10 protein-coding genes, 2 pseudogenes and 1 riboswitch are annotated in these 20476 nt (G+C 66.4%); of the genes and pseudogenes, 9 read left to right on the top strand and 3 right to left on the bottom strand.

All coding sequences use genetic code 11. From position 1 onward, the window contains the following. Nucleotides 1-275 precede the first annotated feature (275 nt). The 3 genes and pseudogenes from SY91_RS20710 (at nt 276) to otsA (ending at nt 6274) form a co-directional block, all read left to right on the top strand. Nucleotides 276-2307, top strand: a pseudogene (locus tag SY91_RS20710) (TonB-dependent receptor). Between the two features lie 475 nt (nt 2308-2782). Beyond that, a complete protein-coding gene (locus SY91_RS20715; protein ID WP_185921337.1) occupies nt 2783-4402 on the top strand; it encodes a methyl-accepting chemotaxis protein in 1620 nt (539 codons plus the stop codon). Between the two features lie 465 nt (nt 4403-4867). Beyond that, the gene (gene otsA, locus SY91_RS20720; RefSeq protein WP_006478986.1) at nt 4868-6274 is read left to right on the top strand and encodes an alpha,alpha-trehalose-phosphate synthase (UDP-forming); all 1407 of its coding nucleotides are present in this window, start codon (nt 4868-4870) and stop codon (nt 6272-6274) included. Between the two features lie 175 nt (nt 6275-6449). Here the strand turns inward: otsA and ftsH are convergent, their stop codons facing one another. Then, nucleotides 6450-8429, bottom strand: a complete 1980-nt coding sequence (ftsH, locus tag SY91_RS20725) for an ATP-dependent zinc metalloprotease FtsH (RefSeq protein WP_006478985.1) — start codon at nt 8427-8429, stop codon at nt 6450-6452. A 486-nt stretch (nt 8430-8915) separates the two neighbouring features. Between ftsH and SY91_RS20730 the strand changes: the two genes are divergently transcribed. After that, the gene (locus SY91_RS20730) at nt 8916-10580 is read left to right on the top strand and encodes an acid phosphatase (RefSeq protein ID WP_185921338.1); all 1665 of its coding nucleotides are present in this window, start codon (nt 8916-8918) and stop codon (nt 10578-10580) included. Between the two features lie 225 nt (nt 10581-10805). Here SY91_RS20730 and SY91_RS20735 read toward each other — a convergent pair whose 3' ends face one another. Together SY91_RS20735 and SY91_RS20740 are read right to left on the bottom strand one after the other, a co-directional pair. Then, the gene (locus SY91_RS20735) at nt 10806-12671 is read right to left on the bottom strand and encodes a phosphoenolpyruvate carboxykinase (GTP) (protein ID WP_006478983.1); all 1866 of its coding nucleotides are present in this window, start codon (nt 12669-12671) and stop codon (nt 10806-10808) included. A gap of 608 nt (nt 12672-13279) precedes the next feature. Then, entirely contained in the window at nt 13280-14863 is a 1584-nt protein-coding gene (locus SY91_RS20740; RefSeq protein WP_006478982.1) for an isocitrate lyase, read from the bottom strand. 404 nt (nt 14864-15267) lie between these two features. On the opposite strand from SY91_RS20740, the pseudogene SY91_RS20745 reads away from it, so the two are divergent. The 5 genes and pseudogenes from SY91_RS20745 to SY91_RS20765 all read left to right on the top strand — a co-directional run. Beyond that, nucleotides 15268-15771: pseudogene (locus SY91_RS20745) on the top strand (YbaK/prolyl-tRNA synthetase associated domain-containing protein); the annotation flags it as partial. A gap of 13 nt (nt 15772-15784) precedes the next feature. Beyond that, a complete protein-coding gene (locus SY91_RS20750) occupies nt 15785-16423 on the top strand; it encodes a transcriptional regulator (protein WP_124476966.1) in 639 nt (212 codons plus the stop codon). 66 nt (nt 16424-16489) lie between these two features. After that, entirely contained in the window at nt 16490-17464 is a 975-nt protein-coding gene (locus SY91_RS20755) for a threo-3-hydroxy-L-aspartate ammonia-lyase (RefSeq protein WP_124591652.1), read from the top strand. 115 nt (nt 17465-17579) lie between these two features. Next, on the top strand, nt 17580-17828 hold the full coding sequence (locus tag SY91_RS20760; protein WP_034174780.1) for a hypothetical protein: 249 nt from the start codon (nt 17580-17582) through the stop codon (nt 17826-17828). Between the two features lie 283 nt (nt 17829-18111). Continuing rightward, nucleotides 18112-18305: riboswitch (cobalamin riboswitch) on the top strand. A 215-nt stretch (nt 18306-18520) separates the two neighbouring features. Next, nucleotides 18521-20449, top strand: a complete 1929-nt coding sequence (locus tag SY91_RS20765; RefSeq protein ID WP_124476969.1) for a TonB-dependent receptor domain-containing protein — start codon at nt 18521-18523, stop codon at nt 20447-20449. Nucleotides 20450-20476 lie beyond the last annotated feature (27 nt).

A 20476-nucleotide genomic window follows, 5' to 3' on the forward strand; every position in this document is an offset into this window, starting at 1 on the left:
CCGACAGAAACCCGACGAGATCCTGCCATTCGGCTTGGATTTTGACATGATATAACATATCATTTCGCGTGCTCGTCCACCGGATGCCGTTCCAACCAGGTGGCCGCGCCTTGCCGAGCCATGTTCCAACGGGTCACTGCGCGTCAGCGACGCAACAATATATCGTATCCAGCAGTGGCCCGCATCGCTCGTTATCCGATCCGATTCCAACCGATTCACCGACCATGCGCGACCTCCCTCGCTTACCGCTTCGCCCGCTCTCGTCCCTGTCGCTGATGCTGTGCGCCGCCGTCGCCCACGCGCAGACCGATGCGCCCGCCGCGTCCGGCACGCCTGCCGCCGCACCCGCACCGCTCGCACCGATCTTCGTGACCGCGAACCCGCTCGGCGACACCGAACTGATCGCGCCGACCGTCCAGCTTTCCGGCGACGCGCTGACGCGCCGCCAGGCCGATTCGCTCGGCGAAACGCTCAACGGGCTGCCCGGCGTGTCGACCACCACCTACGGGCCGATGGTCGGCCGCCCGATCATCCGCGGGATGGACGGCGACCGGATCCGGCTGCTGCAGAACGGCGTCGCGGCGTATGACGCGTCGTCGCTGTCGTACGATCACGCGGTGCCGCAGGACCCGCTGTCGATCGAGCGCGTCGAGATCGTGCGCGGCCCCCGCGCTGCTGTACGGCGGCAACGCGGTGGGCGGCGTGGTCAACACGATCGACAACCGGATTCCGCGCGAAGCGATCGAAGGCGTGACGGGCGCGCTCGACGCCCGCTACGGCGGCGCGAATTCCGTGCGCGCCGGCGCCGCGCAGGTCGAAGGCGGCAACGGCCGCTTCGCGTTCCACGTCGACGCATTCGATCGCGAAACCAGCAAGCTGCGGATTCCCGGCTATGCGCGCAGCAGCCAGCAGCGCGCGATCGACGGCCCCGACACGCCGCAACCGGAAGGCAACGTGCCGAACAGCGACGGGCGCGTGCACGGCGGCGCGGTCGGCGCGTCGTACACGTGGGCGGACGGTTTCGCGGGCCTGTCGTACAGCGGCTACGAATCGAACTACGGCTCCGTCGCGGAAAGCGACGTGCGGCTGCGGATGCGCCAGGAACGCCTCGCGTTCGCGTCCGAGGTGCGCAACCTGAGCGGGCCGTTCACGAAGCTGAAATTCGATTTCGCGTACACCGACTACCGCCACAAGGAAGTGGACAACGGCGAGACGGCGACCACCTTCCGCAATCGCGGCTACGAGGCGCGCATCGAGGCACGCCATCGAAAGATCGGGCCGTTCGAAGGCGCGATCGGCGTGCAGTTCGGCCAGAATACGTTCTCGGCGCTCGGCGACGAAATGCTCGTGCCGTCCACCCGCACCAACAGCGTCGCGCTGTTCGGCCTCGAGGAATGGCAGGTCGTCCCGGCGCTGAAGCTGAGCCTCGGCGGCCGCTTCGAGCACGTGAAGGTCGATCCCGATCCGGCGGGCGTCGAGAAATTCGCGGGCGCGCAGCCGCGCGACTTCAATGCGGGCAGCCTGTCGGCCGGTGCGCTGTTCTCGCTGACGCCGGTATGGTCGATCGCGGCGAACGTCGCCTACACCGAACGCGCGCCGACCTTCTACGAGCTGTATTCGAACGGTCCGCACGATGCGACCGGCCAGTTCCTGATCGGCAACCCGAACGCGTCGAAGGAAAAGGCCGTGTCGACCGACCTGTCGCTGCGCTATGCGAGCGGGCCGAACCGCGGCAGCGTCGGCGTGTTCTACAACCGCTTCTCGAACTATCTGACCGAGTACAACACGGGCCGCGTGGTGGACGACGACGGCGAGCCCGTCGCGCCCGGCACCGACGGCTCGCTCAACGAGGCAATCTACCGCGGCGTGCGCGCCGAGTTCTACGGCGTCGAGCTGGACGGCAAGTGGCGTGCGTTCTCGCGGCGCGGCCACACGGTCGATCTCGAACTGACGGCCGACTATACGCACGCGCGCAACGTCGACACGGGCCAGCCGCTGCCGCGCATCGCGCCGCTGCGCGCGACGCTCGCGGCCGACTACGGTTATGGCCCGTTCGGCGCGCGGGCGCAGATCACGCACGCGTGGTCGCAGCATCGCGTGCCCGACGACGACTTCTCGACGGACGGTTATACGTCGCTCGGCGTGATGCTGACGTACAAATTCCGCGTCGGCCCGACGCACTGGCTCGCCTACCTGCGCGGCGACAACCTGACGAACCAGGAGATCCGCTACTCGACGTCGGTCGTGCGCGGCTTCGCCCCGCAAGGCGGGCGCAGCGTGATGGCCGGATTGCGCACCACGTTCTGACCCTCGCATGGCTCGCGGCGCCCGTCGCGGGCCGCTTTCCGGGGCGAACCCGACGCCGCCGCGTCCTTTCCGTTTGTCCGTCAGACAGTCGCATCATTCACGCCGATCGTCGTGAACACGCATATCGGCTTCCATTCCCCATTCCTCCGCAATGAAATTCCGGCATTCACCGGTAATTTAGAATGAACTCATCAGACAATTACTATAAAGATGACGTTTATTGTTTTACCAGTAAATCCGGTTTCAAATACCTCGCATAAACAATTCAGTAAATATCGCCCCTCGCCTCTTTTGATCGAGATCAAGAATGCCCGTACGACAAGGCTTTGTTCGATCGAAAACAGAATGTAAGGGTTTTGACGGGTAAAGAATCATCCCGAATACCCGTTAAAGCCGGCACGATTCCGTATCTGGTCGAACGATAAATTCCATTTGCCAACCACACGCACAGGGGCACAACGTGAAAATCGCCAGAATGAGCATCAAAACGAAACTCCTCGGCGGCTTCGGCCTGCTCGCCGCGGTCGTCGTGATCGTGTCGGGCATGGCCCTCAAGGCACTGTCCGATACGAACGCCGAGTTTTCACGCTACATGAACGGCATCAACGCGCGGGCGAACCTGTCCGCGCAAATCCGCACCGCGGTCGACCGGCGCGCGATCGCCGCGCGCAACCTCGTGCTCGTCACCCGGCCGGCCGACGTCGAAGCCGAACTGGCCGAGGTGAACCACGCGCACAAGGACGTGCAGGACCATCTCGCGAAGCTCAAGGAACTCATGGCGAACGCGACCGACACCTCCGATCGCGCACGCGAACTGGTGGCCGACATCGTGCGCATCGAGGCCGGCTACGGGCCCGTTGCGCTGCGCATCGTCGGACTCGCGCAGGCCGGCAAGAAGGACGACGCAATCGCCGACATCGAGGACAACTGCCGCCCGTTGCTCGCGCAACTGGTGCGCGCAACCGACGCCTACGCGACCTTCACGCATGAACGCGAACTCGAAATCGCGCAGGCCTTCGCGGATCGCTACACGGCGGAGCGCAACCTGCTGGCCGGCATCTGCCTGATCGCCGTCGCGATAGCGGCCTGCGGCGGCCTGTGGCTCACACGCAAGATCACGGTGCCGATCGGCGCGGCCGTGGACGTCGCCCGCACGGTGGCGAACGGCGATCTCGGCAGCCGTATCGAGGTGCGCGGCAACGACGAAACGCGCGACCTGCTCGACGCGCTGCGGACGATGAACGAACGGCTGATCGGCATCGTCGGCCGCGTGCGCGACTCGTCGAACAGCATCGCGCACGCGGTGAGCGAGATCGCATCGGGCAACCTCGACCTGAGCCAGCGCACCGAGGAACAGGCCGCGTCGCTGCAGGAAACCGCGGCGACGATGGAGGAATTCACGTCGACGGTGCGCCTGAACGCGGAAAACGCGCAACAGGCCAGCACGCTCGCCGCGAATGCATCGGACGTCGCGCACCGCGGCAGCTCGGTGGTCGGCCGCGTGGTCGACACGATGACGGAGATCGGCCACAGCTCGTCGAAGATCGCCGACATCACGGGCATCATCGAAGGCATCGCGTTCCAGACCAACATCCTCGCGCTCAACGCGGCGGTCGAAGCCGCCCGCGCGGGCGAACAGGGCCGCGGCTTCGCGGTCGTCGCGAGCGAGGTGCGCAATCTCGCGCAGCGCTCGTCGACCGCGGCCAAGGAAATCAAGGAACTGATCACCGCGTCGGTGCAGACGATCCGCGACGGCTCGGCGCTCGCGGGCGAAGCCGGCAAGACGATGTCCGACGTCACGCAAGCCGTGGCGCGCGTGACCGACATCATGGGCGAGATCGCGGCCGCATCCGCCGAGCAAAGCCGCGGCATCGACCAGGTGAACCTGACGATCACGCAGATGGACGAGACGACGCAGCAGAACGCCGCGCTCGTCGAGCATGCGGCAGCCGCATCGAAGTCGCTCGAGGCGCAGGGCCGCGAGTTGTCCGAAACGGTCGCCGCGTTCCGGATGCCGTCCGGCTCACATGGCGCGTCGCCGGGCGCGCGTGAGCAGGAAGCCGACGTGCGTCACTGGCAACCGGCTGCCGCGTAACGGCATGCGCGAACCAGACGACGATGCGCATGCGGTTACGCTCGTCCGTCTGGGTCACGCTGGCACGCACCGCGTAACCGCCGCATCCCTCATCGAAAATCGTTGCAGTCGATTGCGCATGCCGCCATGCGCGTCCTTCGCCCCACTCCCCGCATGGCCTTGCGCACACTGCTTCCGCAGCGACGCGCAAATTTCGGTCCCGCTAGGGCCTCGCGCGTTGCAGCACCCTCGTCATGGATAGCGCCCGACATGCGCGCCCGCATCGTGCATCGATACAGACTTTTAAAACGCACGAATGACGAGTATCCTAAAAAAGTACTTTTCGACCGGACGGCGAATCGCATTCCCTGACTCCCGTCCGATCGCCATGCGGCCCCATCGTCTCGCGCACCGCGCACCGATGGCGGCGTCTGTCTCTCGCGCCTGGCCGCACGCCCCCTTCCCCAACAATCGTCAGGAGAGCTGGTGAGCCGACTCGTCGTCGTATCCAATCGCATCGCAGATCCCCGTAAAGCCGCGGCAGGCGGTCTCGCCGTCGCCGTGAAGGACAGCCTGCAGGAAACCGGCGGCGTCTGGTTCGGCTGGAGCGGCAGGCTACGCGGCGGCGACGATCAGGCCACGCATGGCGACGACGTGCAGATCCAGAACGTCGGCGGCATCCAGCTCGCGACGGTCGACCTCGATCCGCAGGATTACGACGCTTACTATCTCGGCTACTCGAACAACGTGCTGTGGCCGGTGTTTCACTACCGGCTCGATCTCGCGCAGTTCGACCGGCGTTTCGCCGACGGCTACCGACGCGTGAACCAGCTGTTCGCGCGCAAGCTGCGCACGCTGCTGCGCCCCGACGACGTCATCTGGGTGCACGACTATCAGCTGATTCCGCTCGCGGCCGAGCTGCGCGCGATGGGCTGCACGAATCCGATCGGCTTTTTCCTGCACATCCCGATGCCGCCGCCGCCGATCATGGCCGCGATCCCGGAACACGAATGGCTGATGCGCTCGCTGTTCGCGTACGACCTCGTCGGCTTCCAGACCGAATCGGATCTGCTCCACTTCGAGCATTACGTCGAGGCCGAAGCCGGCGCGGCGCGGCTGCCCGACGGCCGGCTGCGCGCGTTCGGCCGCACGCTGTCGGCCGGTGCGTTCCCGATCGGCATCAACGTCGACGAATTCGAAGCGCTCGCGCGCGATCGCGACGGCCTCGACATGTTCGAGCGCATGCGCGACGAATATTCGCGCCGTCAGTTGCTGGTCGGGGTCGACCGGCTCGATTACACGAAAGGGCTGCCGCAGCGCGTGCATGCGTTCCGCGAGTTGCTCGAACACTATCCGGAGAACCGCGACCGCGCGACGCTGATCCAGATCGCCGCGCCGAGCCGCGAGGATCTCGGCGCCTACGACGACCTGCGGCGCGAAATGGACAGTCTGTGCGGCGCGATCAACGGCGACTACGGCGAGCTCGAATGGATGCCGATGCGCTACATTCACCGCACCGTCGCGCGCAAGCGGCTCCCCGGCCTCTACCGTGCAAGCCGGGTCGCGCTCGTCACGCCGCTGCGTGACGGGATGAACCTCGTCGCGAAAGAGTTCCTCGCGGCGCAGGACGCGGCCGACCCGGGCGTGCTCGTGCTGTCGCGTTTCGCGGGCGCGGCCGAGCAACTGAAGTCGGCGCTGCTCGTCAATCCGTACGACACGCAAGGCACCGCGCAGGCGATCCAGCGCGCGCTCACGATGCCGCTCGAAGAGCGCCGCCAGCGTCACGCGGCGCTGATGGCGATCATGCGCAAGACCGACGTGCACTGGTGGCGCACGCGCTTTCTCGAAGCGCTCACCGAAGCGGCCGAAGTCGCGGCCGCGACCGAATCCTGACGCGCTGGCGCGCGTTCACGCGTCCGTCGTCCCGGCGGGCATTCGAGCACGACCCACGACGTTCGACCGATACGTGTGCGTCGCTCATGGCGGCGCCGTGGCGGGAAAGAAGGGAAAGAAAACGCGCAGTGTCGGCAGATCGACACGCGACGCTCGCCGGTCCGCGCAGCGCGCTTCAATGATCGGGTTCGTGCGGCCGTCGGTACGCGATGAAATCGCGCTCGACGGTAGACGCCTGCTCCGTTTCGATCGCGCCGCCTCGTGCGCTCGTTTCGTCACCGGGTAACGCTGCCGCCGTCGCCGACGGCGGTTCGCTGCGCCCGTCGATCAGCGCCTGCAGCACGTCGCGTTCGAGCACCTCGCATTGCAGCAACCGTCGCGCGATGCGTTCGAGCGCGTCGCGTCGTTCGCCGAGCGTCGCCGCGACGCGCGCATGCGCATCGGTCAGCAGCGTGCGCACCTCGTCGTCGATCATGCGCGCGGTGTGCTCGCTGCAGCGGCCGTCGCCCGCATGCCATGCGCCGGGCATGCCCTGGCGTGCGTCGCCGTCGTCGAACGTCGCAAGCCCGATCTTCTCGCTCATTCCGTATTGCATGACCATGTGGCGCGCCATCGCGGTCGCGCGTTCGAGGTCGTTCTGCGCGCCGGTCGACACATCGCCGAACACGAGTTCTTCCGCCACGCGCCCGCCGAGCAGCGCGTCGATCCGGTCGAGCAACTCGCTGCGACGCAGGACGTAGCGATCCTCGGTCGGCACCTGTTGCGTGTAGCCGAGTGCCGCGACGCCGCGCGGAATGATCGACACCTTCTTCACCGGGTCGCAATGCGCGCGGCTCTCCGCGACGAGCGCATGGCCGGCTTCGTGATACGCGATCGTCAGCTTCTCCTGCTCGTTCATCACGCGGCTCTTGCGCTCGAGGCCCGTCAGCGCGCGGTCGATCGCCTCGTCGAAGTCGGCCATGCCGATCGCCGGCTTCCCGAGTTCGGCCGCATGCAGCGCGGCCTCGTTGACGACGTTCGCGAGATCGGCGCCGACGAAGCCCGGCGTGCGCGATGCAAGCTCGCCGAGATCGACGTCGGCCGCGAGCTTCACGCGCTTCACGTGCACGCCGAGGATCTGGCGGCGGCCGTTCACGTCGGGCCGGTCGATCGCGATGTGACGATCGAAGCGGCCCGGCCGCAGCAGTGCGGGGTCGAGAATCTCGGGCCGGTTCGTCGCGGCCATGATGATCACGCCGGAGCCGGCCTGGAAGCCGTCCATCTCGACCAGCAACTGGTTGAGCGTCTGTTCGCGTTCGTCGTTGCCCGACATCGGGCCGACGCCGCGCACCTTGCCGAGCGCATCGAGCTCGTCGACGAATACGATGCACGGCGCCTTCTGCTGCGCCTGCTCGAACAGGTCGCGCACGCGCGCGGCGCCCACGCCGACGAACATCTCGACGAACGCCGAGCCGCTGATCGAGAAGAACGGCACGGCCGCCTCGCCGGCCACCGCACGCGCGAGCAGCGTCTTGCCCGTGCCCGGCGCGCCGACGACGAGCACGCCTTTCGGAATCTTGCCGCCGAGCCGCTGGTAGCGATCGGGATTGCGCAGGAACGCGACCAGTTGCTGCAGTTCAGCCTTCGCTTCGTCGATGCCCGCGATGTCGTCGAACGTGATGCCGGTTTCCTGCTGCACGTACACGCGTGCGCGGCTCTTGCCCATCCCGGTGAAGTCCTGCAGCCCGCCGCGCTTGCGCAGCATCATGTTCCACACGAACACGAGCAGCACGAGCGGTAGCAACCACGACGCGAGCGACGTGATCCAGCCGGTATCGGGCGTGCCGTGATAGCGGATGCCGGCGGCGGTCAGCGTGTCGATCAGGTGTTCGTCGCTCACGCGGCTGGTCGTGAAGCGCCACGGCGTGCCGGCTTGCCGCACGACCGCGGCGTCGGACGCCGGCAGCATCGTGCCGGCCTGCGGCATCTTCAACGTGCCCGAGATCGACGCCGGGCCGATCTCGAGATCGTCGACGAGCCGCGCGGCGACGAGCCGGTGAAAATCGCTGTACGCAATCGGTGTCGACGTCGGGTGCAGCATCAGCAACTGCGCGGCGAACAGCACGAAAAAGCCCGCCGCGATCAGCAATCCCGGGTAGTCGAATTTCCTGTCCATGGCATCGGGCCGGCCGTATCTGCTGCGCGACGTGCGCTCACGCCGGCACGCGCGCGCAACCCGCGCAACGGGTACGCGGCTGCGGCCGCGACGACCAGCCGAAAACGGCATGCATCCACGCCATCGTCGCCTCGCTGTCTCGCGTCGTTCGTCCCATCGATACCGCCTCGGCAACACCGTCGGCCGGCGTCGCCGGGGCGATCCTCGCCCGGGCGGCACGCCGTGACGCGCCGCCCCTGATTCCAGTCTAGTTCGCGTGCGGGCGTCGCGCACCGCTCGCCGTGCACGCGTCGAATCGTCCGACGAACGACTTTCATCCGCCCCCTTGCCGCGTTATAGTCGCGTTCATGACATTTTCGTGACAGCCGTGTCGCGCCGCCGCGCGCGATAGCGGCCGTTGCCTTCCGCCCTGCGTCGCGGCTGCCCGCGCGGCGCCGGCGCACATCGAACGACAAAGCCCACCCGCCCATTCGAGGAGCCCACGACGTGAACGACACCCCCGATCGCCCCGACGACCTTCCCGCCGATCCCGACCGCCGCCGTGTGCTCGGCGGCCTCGCCGCGCTCGGTGCCGGTGTCGCGCTCGCCGGCTGCGAAACCACCGCGGGCAACGCGCCGCGCTCGGCCGCCGACCTGCGCATCGACGAAGCGCTGCGCCAGCGCGTGCGCCACATCGTCGTGATCTATGCGGAAAATCGCAGCTTCGCGAACCTGTACGGCGATTTCCCGGGGGTACTTCATCCGCTGAGTGAAGTACGGCCCGAACATGCGCAGCAGCTCGATCGCGACGGCAAGACGCCGCTGCCGGTGCTGCCGAAGATCTGGGGCGGGCTCGTGCCGCAGGCGCAGGAAGTGGACGGCAAGCGCTACGCGCTCGCGGAGCGCGACATCGACAAGCTGCCGAATGCGCCGTTCCGGATTACCGACGCGCAAGGCCAGCCGCTGCCGAACGGCGTGATCACGCGCGACCTGTGGCACCGCTTCTACCAGAACCAGATGCAGATCGCGGGCGGCCGCAACAACCAGTTCGCCGCATGGGCCGATTCGGGCGGCCTCGTGATGGGCCATTACCGCAATTCGGCCGACACGCTGCGGCTGTGGAATCTCGCGCGGCAATACACGCTGTGCGACAACTTCTTCATGGCGGCCTTCGGCGGTTCGTGGATGAACCACATGTTCCTGATCTCCGCGCAGCCGCCGCTGTATCCGGACGCGCACAAGCATCCGCATGCGGCGAAGCTGCTGTCGAAGGTCGAAGGTGACGACCCGACCGGCACGCGCCTGAAGCTCGCCGACGATTCGCCCGCGTCCGCGCTGGACGGCCCGCCGAAGTTCGCGGTCGATGGCCCGCTGACGCCGGACGGCTACGGCGTCAACACGATGGCGCCGCCGTACCAGCCGAGCTACGTGCCGCCGCCCGATCCGGGCAACGCCGCGTATGCGGACCCGGCCGACCATCGCGTGATGCCGCCGCAGGGCTACGCGACGATCGGCGACCGCCTGTCGGAAAAGAACATCGACTGGGCGTGGTACAGCGGTGCGTGGCAGTACGCGCTCGAGCATCGCGACACCGGCACGGTGCCCGATTTCCAGTACCACCACCAGCCGTTCAACTACTTCGTGAACTACGCGCCGGGCACCGAAGCACGCCGCAAGCATCTGCGCGACGCGGGGCTCGGCGACGAGCCGTCGACCAACCATTTCATCGCCGACATCGACGCGGGCCGCCTGCCGGCCGTCACCTTCTACAAGCCGCAGGGCAACCTGAACATGCACGCGGGTTATGCGGACATCGAATCGGGCGACCGTCACATCGCGACCGTGATCGACCATATCCGGCGCGGGCCGCAATGGGAGAACACCGTGATCGTGATGACCCACGACGAAAACGGCGGCTGGTGGGATCACGTCGCGCCGCCAGTCGGCGACCGCTGGGGCCCCGGCTCGCGGATTCCGGCACTCGTGATCTCGCCGTTCGCGAAAAAGGGCTTCGTCGATCACACGCTGTACGACACGAACTCGATCCTGCGCTTCATCAGCCGCGTGCACGGCCTCGCCCCGCTCGACGGCGTGGTGCTGCGCAACAACGCGTTCGCCGCGCGTGGCGAGACGCCGCCGGGCGACCTGACGAACGCGCTCGATCTCGGCTGACGACCAGTTGACTGCGGGAAACGACGACGCCCCGGGCCATGCGATCGATGGCTCGGGGCGTCGTTCGTTTCAGGGCCGGCGAGGCTACGCGGCGCTACGCAATGCGTCGCGCATTTCGGTGCTCAGTGAGTGAATAGCGGCGCGCGCGACGCCCAAATGAAAACGTCCCGCCGCCGACGAGCAATGGCGGCGACGGGACGCCAAAGACGATGACGCTGCGTACCGTCAACCGCCGATACGCTGCTCGATCTTCTTCATCGTGCCGGTCATTTCAGCCGGCAAGCGCAGCTTCAACGTATCGAACAACGCCGCGTGCAGCTTCAGCTCCTCGCGCCATTCGTCGGCGTTCATCGACGTCACCGCATCGAACTGATCGCGCGTGAAATCGAGGCCGTCCCAGTGCAGGTCTTCATACGCAGGCGACACGCCGAACGCATGCTCGCCGCCACCGCCCGTGCCTTCGAGCCGATCGAGCATCCACTTCAGCACGCGCATGTTCTCGCCGAAGCCCGGCCACACGAACTTGCCGTTCGCATCCTTGCGGAACCAGTTCACGCAGTAGATCTTCGGCAGCTTCGCGCCGGCGGCTTCAAGTTGCTTGCCGATGTCGAGCCAGTGCGCGAAATAATCGCTGACGTTGTAGCCGCAGAACGGCAGCATCGCGAACGGATCGCGGCGCACGACGCCCTGCTGGCCGACGGCTGCCGCGGTCGTCTCGGAGCCCATCGTCGCGGCCATGTACACGCCTTCGACCCAGTCGCGCGCCTCGGTCACGAGCGGCACCGTCGTCGAGCGGCGGCCGCCGAAGATGAACGCGTCGATCGGCACGCCGGCCGGGTTTTCCCAATCGTCGTCGATCGACGGGCACTGCGCGGCCGGCGCGGTGAAGCGCGAGTTCGGATGCGCGGCCTTGCGGCCGGTTTCCTTGCCGATCTCCGGCGTCCACGGATTGCCCTGCCAGTCGGTCAGCTTCGCGGGTGGGGTGTCGGTCAGCCCTTCCCACCACACGTCGCCGTCTTCCGTCAGCGCGACGTTCGTGAAGATCACGTTTTCCTTCAGCGTGGCGATCGCGTTCGGGTTGGTCTTCACGCCCGTGCCCGGCGCGACGCCGAAGAAACCGGCTTCCGGGTTGATCGCATACAGGCGGCCGTCGCGGCCGGGCTTCAGCCACGCGATGTCGTCGCCGATCGTCGTGACCTTCCAGCCGTCGAAGCCCTGCGGCGGAATCAGCATCGCGAAATTGGTCTTGCCGCACGCGGACGGGAACGCGGCCGCGACGTGATACTTCTTGCCGGCCGGCGACGTCACGCCGAGGATCAGCATGTGTTCCGCGAGCCAGCCCTGATCGCGGCCCATCGTCGACGCGATGCGCAGTGCGAAGCACTTCTTGCCGAGCAGCGCGTTGCCGCCGTAGCCCGAGCCGAAGCTCCAGATCTCGCGCGTTTCGGGGAAATGCACGATGTACTTGACCGGATTGCACGGCCACGGCACGTCCTGCTGGCCGGCTTCGAGCGGATGGCCGACGCTGTGCACGCACGGCACGAAGTCGCCATCCTCGCCGAGCACGTCGTACACGTCGCGCCCCATGCGCGTCATGATCCGCATGTTCACCGCGACGTACGGGCTGTCCGACAACTCGACGCCGACGTGCGCGATCGGCGAGCCGAGCGGGCCCATCGAGAACGGCACGACGTACAGCGTGCGGCCGCGCATCGAGCCGCGGAACAGCCCGTTCAACGTCTCGCGCATTTCGGCCGGCTCGATCCAGTTGTTGGTCGGCCCGACGTCGTCGCGCGAGGCCGCGCAGATGAACGTGCGATCCTCGACGCGCGCGACGTCCGACGGATCGGATTGCGCGAGATACGAGTTCGGGCGCTTCGCCGGATTCAGGCGCGTCAGCGTGCCCTGATCGACCATCGCCTGGCACAGCGCATCGTATTCTTCCTGCGAACCGTCACACCACACGACGCGCTCGGGCTCCGTCAGTGCCGCGATGCGCGACACCCAGTCGATCAGCTTGCGATGTTTGACGAAAACCGGCGGAGCAATCAGCGGGCCGTGCGTTGCTTCGGCCAAAGTGTTTTGCGACATGGGGATGTCTCCAGATTTATTGGGCGGGATGGGGATGCGGGGCGAGCCCGCGAGATGGGGAATGCGTGCGGAGCGCAGGAAGATACGGCGCGAGGACGGGACGCGCGAGCGGAGCGCGCGTCGATGCCGCGATGCGTGCGAGAGAAGCTGAAGTCTCGTTAGAGGGTGCGAACGCGAGTTTCGCCATGCAAGCAACCTGCCATACAACTCCATGCCGGCCAGCATACCATCGCCGTTATTGGGCGGGCGTTGCGTTGCAACAAGAAACAACTGTGACTGCGCGCCGGCATGCGCGTTGCAGACAGCTGCTTTTTACGGCGACGTTGTGCCCGCTTTGGGGACGAAACGAGCGCGACGACCGCCCCGCAAGGGTTTCGCTCGAGCGGCAATTTCAACCTGCCACTCGTCCGTATGCACAACGCTAACGCGGGTCGCACGAATTCGCGTTTTCGCTACTCAGGCAAACCCTGAATTAGGTTGTGTACACAAACATCCTGTCCGAATGCCCGTACGTCGTAAAAGTCGTGCGCGGATAACGTGCCGGGTTCGAGCAGACAAAAAAACGCCAGCCCCGCGGGGCTGGTGTCGTGTTGCGGGTCCGACGACGATCAGAACTGATTCATCGTGTTGTCCTTGCCCGCTGCCTTCAGCGCCGCTTCGCCGCTGAAGTATTCCTTGTGGTCGTCGCCGATGTCCGAACCCGACATGTTCTGGTGCTTCACGCACGCGATGCCCTGGCGGATTTCCTTGCGCTGCACGCCTGCCACGTAGCCGAGCATGCCCTGGTCGCCGAAGTATTCCTTGGCCAGGTTGTCGGTCGACAGCGCTGCCGTGTGGTACGTCGGCAGCGTGATCAGGTGGTGGAAGATGCCTGCTTCACGCGATGCATCGGCCTGGAACGTACGGATCTTCTCGTCGGCGAGCTTGGCCAGTTCGGTTTCGTCGTATTCGACGCTCATCAGCTGCGCACGGTCGTAAGCCGACACGTCCTTGCCTTCGGCCTTCATCGCGTCGTACGCCTGCTGGCGGAAGTTCAGCGTCCAGTTGAACGACGGGCTGTTGTTGTACACCAGCTTCGCGTTCGGGATCACCTTGCGGATCTCGCTGACCATGCCGCCGATCTGTGCGATATGCGGTTTTTCGGTTTCGATCCACAGCAGGTCGGCGCCGTTCTGCAGCGACGTGATGCAGTCGAGCACGCAACGCGCTTCGCCCGTGCCGGCGCGGAACTGGAACAGGTTGCTCGGCAGGCGCTTCGGACGCAGCAGCTTGCCGTCGCGCTTGATGACGACGTCACCGTTGCCCAGTTGGTCGGCCGACAGTTCCTCGCAATCGAGGAACGAGTTGTATTGATCGCCCAGGTCGCCCGGCTGGTTCGTCACGGCGATCTGCTTGGTCAGGCCGGCGCCCAGCGAATCGGTACGGGCGACGATGATGCCGTCGTCCACGCCCAGCTCCAGGAATGCGTAGCGAATCGCGCGGATCTTCGCGAGGAAGTCTTCGTGCGGCACCGTGACCTTGCCGTCCTGGTGGCCGCACTGCTTCTCGTCCGACACCTGGTTTTCGATCTGGATGCAGCACGCGCCCGCTTCGATGAACTGCTTGGCCAGCAGGTAGGTCGCTTCCGCGTTGCCGAAGCCGGCGTCGATGTCGGCGATGATCGGCACGACGTGCGTGACGTGGTTGTCGATCTTTTGCTGGATCGCGGCCTTGGCGGTCGCGTCCTTCGCGGCATCCAGCTCGCGGAACAGGCCGCCCAGCTCACGGGCGTCGGCCTGGCGCAGGAACGTGTACAGCTCGCGGATCAGCGCGCTGACCGAGGTCTTTTCGTGCATCGACTGGTCCGGCAGCGGGCCGAATTCCGAACGCAGCGCGGCGACCATCCAGCCCGACAGGTACAGGTAGCGGCGTTCGGTGCTGTTGAAGTGCTTCTTGATGGAAATCATCTTCTGCTGGCCGATGAAGCCGTGCCAGCAACCCAGCGACTGCGTGTACTTGGACGGATCGGCATCGTACGCGGCCATGTCGGCGCGCATGATCTTCGCGGTGTACTTCGCGATGTCCAGGCCGGTCTTGAACTTGTTCTGGGCACGCATGCGGGCCGCATACTCGGGGCTGATGGCGTTCCACGCGCTGCCGTGGTTTTCCTTCAAGCCAGCCACTGCCTTGATGTCGTCTTGATATTGGGACATGTCTATCTCCTGGGAACGAAGCGCATTTGAGTAAAGGTTTCAGCGTGCCCGCCGCGTGTGACGAAGCGAACTGCATGGACTCAATAGTAATCCCGCCCAGCGAAATTTCGGTCAAGTCTTATATAAGACATAAGATATAAATTTTCGTTATTTTTCAATGAGATAGTCACGCGTTTTTGCGATGCAAAACACGGTTTCAAGCGGCGGTAAAACGTGGCGGCAGGAATTTCGCGCGACTTCCGCAATATGAAATGCCCTTTCGGCTGCTGAAGAATGAGCACGCGTCGACAAGGCGGGGCAACGACGGCCACTCCCCTTTGTCATGGTTATGACAAAACGTCTATACTTGGACGATTCTTTGAGCCACGCATATCGACGCATTGGCCTGCCCGCCCCGGAGCGACATGAACGACTCTTCCGTTTTCGACACGCTGTGCGAACTGCTGAATACATCCGGCGCGCGTTTCCGCGTGCTCGAGCATCCGGCGGAAGGCAAATCCGACGCGATCGCCGCACTGCGCGGCACCCGCCCCGAACAGGGCGCGAAGGCAATGCTCTGCACGTTCAAGGATGGCGGCGACACCACCGCGCTCGCGGTGATTCCCGGGCACCTGAAAATCGACTTCCGCAAGGTCGCCGATGCGGTGGGCCGGCGCAAGGCGACGCTCGCGTCGCCTGACGTCGCGGCCGCCGTCACGCGCTGCGTGATGGGTGCCGTGCCGCCGTTCGTATTCGATGCGAACGTGACGCTCGTGGTCGATCCCGCGCTGGTCGAGCGCAACACCGAGATCGCGTTCAACGCCGGCCGCCTCGACCGCTCGGTCGTGCTCGACGCGGCCGACTATGTCCGGATCGCGCGCCCGCTGCTGGTCGACATCACGCGGCCCGAAACGACCGACACACCCGCCCCCAGGACCACGCATGAGCACGAACCGCAAAGCGCTGCCGTCGGAGCAGGCGTCGCTGATCGAACAGGTACAGCGCATCGCCGAAGGACTCGGCGAGATGTTCGCGCCGTTCACCGAGGTCGTCGTGCACGACCTCCGCACGCCGGAGCACGCGATCCTCGCGATCCACAACAACCTGTCCGGCCGCGCGGTCGGCGATCCCGCGACCGAACTCGGCCTCGCCCGCATCGCCGACGACGATTTCCCGCAGGTGCTCGCGAACTACCCGAACCGCTTCGCCGACGGCCGCACCGCGAAAAGCACGTCGATCGGCATCAAGGATTCGAGCGGGCGCTACGTCGCCGCGCTGTGCCTGAACGCCGACGTCACGCTGTTCCGCGGCTTCCAGGGCATGCTGAACCAGTTCTGCCGCACCGATGGCGAGACCGTCGTCGAGACGCTGGACCCGGCCGGCGCGGACGCGATCCGGCAGCGCATCGACGCATTCGCGACGCGCCTCGCGACGACGCCGCGCGAGCTGAAGACCGACCAGCGCCGTGAACTGATGCAGACGCTGAAGGCCGACGGCTTCCTCGAGGTGCGCCGCGCGATGGAGATCGTGTCGCAGCATCTCGGCGTGTCGCGCGCGACCGTCTACAACGACGCGAAGTGACGCCGCGCGTCCGGTATTGCCGTTTTGAGTTTCCCGTTGACTGACCTTTTCGACTCTCGAGCGACCATGAATTCTCCGACTCTCCCTACGTACGACGACGTCGTCGCCGCCGCGGCCCGGCTCGAAGGCCATGCGCACCGCACGCCGGTGATGACGTCGCGGACGATCGACGACGCGCTCGGCGCGCAGGTGTTCTTCAAGTGCGAGAACCTGCAGCGCATGGGCGCCTTCAAGTTCCGCGGCGCGTTCAACGCACTGTCGCGCTTCAACGCGGAACAGCGCCGTCACGGCGTCGTCGCGTTCTCGTCGGGCAACCATGCGCAGGCGGTCGCGCTGTCGGCGCGCATCCTCGGCATTCCCGCGACGATCGTGATGCCGCAGGACGCGCCGGCCGCGAAGATGGCCGCGACACGCGGCTACGGCGGCAATGTCGTGACCTACGACCGCTATACCGAGGATCGCGAGCAGATCGGGCGCGATCTCGCGGAAAAGCATGGGCTCACGCTGGTTCCGCCCTACGATCACCCTGACGTGATCGCCGGCCAGGGCACCGCGGCCAAGGAACTGTTCGACGAAGTCGGCCCGCTCGACGCGGTGTTCACGCCGCTCGGCGGCGGCGGGTTGCTGTCGGGCACCGCGCTCGCCACGCGCGCGCTGTCGCCGCACGCGAAGCTGTACGGCGTCGAGCCGGAAGCCGGCAACGACGCCCAGCAATCGTTCCGGTCCGGCACGATCGTGCATATCGACACACCGCGCACGATCGCCGACGGCGCGCAGACGCAGCACCTCGGCAACCTGACGTTCCCGATCCTGCGCCGCGACGTCGACGACATCCTGACCGCGACGGACGCGGAACTGGTCGAGTCCATGCGTTTCTTCGCCACGCGGATGAAGATCGTCGTCGAGCCGACCGGCTGCCTGTCGTTCGCCGCCGTGCGGCGGATGAAGGATGCGCTGCAGGGCAAGCGCGTCGGCGTGGTGATCAGCGGCGGCAACGTCGATCTCGAGAACTTCTGCGCGCTGGTGTCGGCGCCCGCCTGACCGTCGCGGCGCGCATGAAGATCCTGTCATGCGTGCCGCCGCCCCTTCACGGCGCGTTTAGTTTCGCGCCCTAGACTGATTACGTCGTCCTGAATTCAGTCGTGAAGGAGTCGCCATGAATACGCACGCGATCGCCGCCGCCGCCCTCGCGGCCGCCTCCCTGCCGGCGTTCGCTCAACCGGATGTGACGTCATCCGGTTTTCCCGCCGCCGCGCCTCACCCCGCAGCCGGGCAAGCAGTGCACCGTTCGCCCGCCGCGTTGCCGCCCGCCGGCTTCGTGCTCGCGAAGATCGATCAGAACAATACGCCGCCCGATCGCGGCGGCGACCCGGGCGGCCGCGCGCATGGCGGCACGCACATGTAACGACGCGCCGCCGCGGCATTCAGAACGAACGTCGGCAGCGACGGACCACGGGTGCCGTGGAGATCGTCGGTGCGCCGCTGCCGTGCGCTGTCGATCGTCCCCGGTGGCGGAATCAGCCAGTCGCGCCCGGCGCGAAGTCACGCGCTCGACCCGCCGGTTTCATCAGACGTGAAACGTTGTACCGTCGGGAGAGCGCGAGCGAATCCGGCACTCCGCCGCCGGACAATGACGTTTTTTTACATCCCCACCCGGCCGCACGATTGACGCGCCGGAGGGCGCGCCATTACCCTTGCGCGCTGATGGTTCCCGGAGACGGGATCAAAAGGGAACGCAGGCGAGGCAACGCCTCGAAGCTGCGGCTGCCCCCGCAACTGTGAGCGGCGAATCCGTGCCACCGCATGCCACTGGGAAACCGGGAAGGCCCGCACGGACGACGACCCGCGAGCCAGGAGACCTGCCATCGACCCGAGGTCCAGCAGCCGCACCGGGCGGGGTGTCCCGATGCGCCAGGCGCCGCCCCCGGCGGCCGCCCGTTGCATGGACGACCCGACCTCAGGATCCGTCAGATGTCCATCGTTCCCGAATCCGCTTCCCGACCGGAAGCGTCGCACCGACACGCCGTCGGCATGCGCCCCTTGCCCGCCCTCGGCTCACGATCGCCGTACACGCCACACGCTTGGTCCCGCTGTCTCATGAATATTCGTCACCTGCTTGCCACGTCCGCCGCTACCGCGCTGCTTTCCCCGCTCGCCCATGCGGCTGGCGACACGGCGCAGGCGCAGCCCGCCGCGCCTGCGTCAGGCGCGGACCTGCCGACGATCAGCGTGACCGACACACGGCATCTGCCCGAATCGTTCGACCGCCGCTATGCATCGACGCAGGTGCTCACGCGCGAGGATCTCGACCGGCTGTCGCCCGCCGACCCGAGCATCACGCAGGCGCTTGCGACGCTGCCGGGCGTGACCGTCGCGCAGAACGGCGGGCCCGGCTCGTCCGCATCGGTCAGCATCCGCGGCTCGTCGGCGAGCCAGGTCGCCGTGTTCATCGACGGCATCCGGATCGGCTCGCCGACCACCGGCATCGCGCCGTGGGCCGACCTGCCGACCGAAGCGTTCGAGCGCGTCGAAGTGATCTCCGGGCCGGCCGCCGCGTCGTTCGGCAACAACGCGATGGGCGGCGTCGTGCAGCTCTTCACGCGCCGCGCCGCCAACCAGCCGAACCGGACCACCGTGTCGTTCGGCGGCGGCTCGAACAAGACGTTCGACACGCAGTTCCGCACGTCGGGCACGGTGCCGCCGACGGGGCCGCTGGCCGCGCTCGGCGGGCTCACCTACTCGCTCGGGCTGCACGACTACAACACGGCCGGCATCGATGCGACGCGGCCGTTCTTCTACGGCCACGAAGACGGCCGCAATCCGTATCACGCGCAGGATCTCGATGCGCGGCTGGGCTATGCGCGCGACAACTGGTCGATCTCGACGTTCGCGCTGTACCACCGCTCCGATCTGTCCTACGACAACAGCGGCTACGCGAATCGCGAGCTCGATCACCAGTTGACGACCGGCGTCGCGTTCCATCTCGACATCACGCCCGATACGCAGTTCGATCAGTCGTTCGGCTATGCGAACGACCGCCAGTTCATCTACGCGGACAACCCGGCGCTCGCGACGGACCAGATCAATTCGCAGCGCATCAGCACGTCGACGTCGCTGACCCATCAGGAGCACGGGTTTCACCTGTTCGGCCTGCCGCTGTCGGGCGAATCGAAGCTCGCGTACGACTTCACGCGCGAGCAGGCGTTCCTGCCGGTCGACATTCCCGGCGGCGTGCCGACGCGCAACGATTCCGCGTTCTCGCTGCACCAGTCGGCGACGTTCGGCCGCGTGACGATGTTCGTGGCCGGCCGTCACGAGATCATCGCCGGGCAAGCGGTGAACACCGGCAACGCCGCGCTGTCGTGGGCGATCACGCCGGTCTACACGGCGCGCGTGTCGTACGGCAATGCGTTCCGCCTGCCGACCTTCAACGACCTGTACTACCCCGGCTACGGCAATCCGAACCTCAGCCCGGAACGCAGCACGTCGGTCGAGGCCGCGCTCGACGCGAACACGGCGTACGGCATGTTCACCGCGGCGATCTACGACACGCGCGTCAACAACCTGATCGCGTACAACCCGGCGACGTTCTCGCCGATGAACATCGGCCGTTCGCACATTCGCGGCATCGACCTGTCGTACAAGGGGACGATCGGCCGTTCGACGCCGGTGAGCGTCGCGGTCGGCATCCTGAATCCGCAGGACGAAACCAACCAGACCTGGCTCAGCCGCCGGCCGCGCCAGACGGTCAGCCTGAACGTCGACCACACGTGGGACGAACTGAAGCTGCACGCGCTCAGCACGGGCGCGTCGCTGCTGTACGGCGGCTCGACGTTCGACGATCCGGCCAACCGGCAGTATCTGGCGTCGTACCTGACGGTGAGCCTGCGCGCGTCGTACCGGATCAATGCGCACCTGACCGTGTCGGCGTCGCTGTCGAACCTGTTCGACCGGCAATACATGACCGCGTACGGCTACAACACGCTCGGGCGCACCGCGTTCGGCAAGGTCAGCTATACGTTCTGATGGCCACGCACATCGGCGCAAGGAACC

This window comes from Burkholderia cenocepacia (assembly GCF_014211915.1).
GTDB classification, from domain to species: Bacteria; Pseudomonadota; Gammaproteobacteria; order Burkholderiales; family Burkholderiaceae; genus Burkholderia; species Burkholderia orbicola.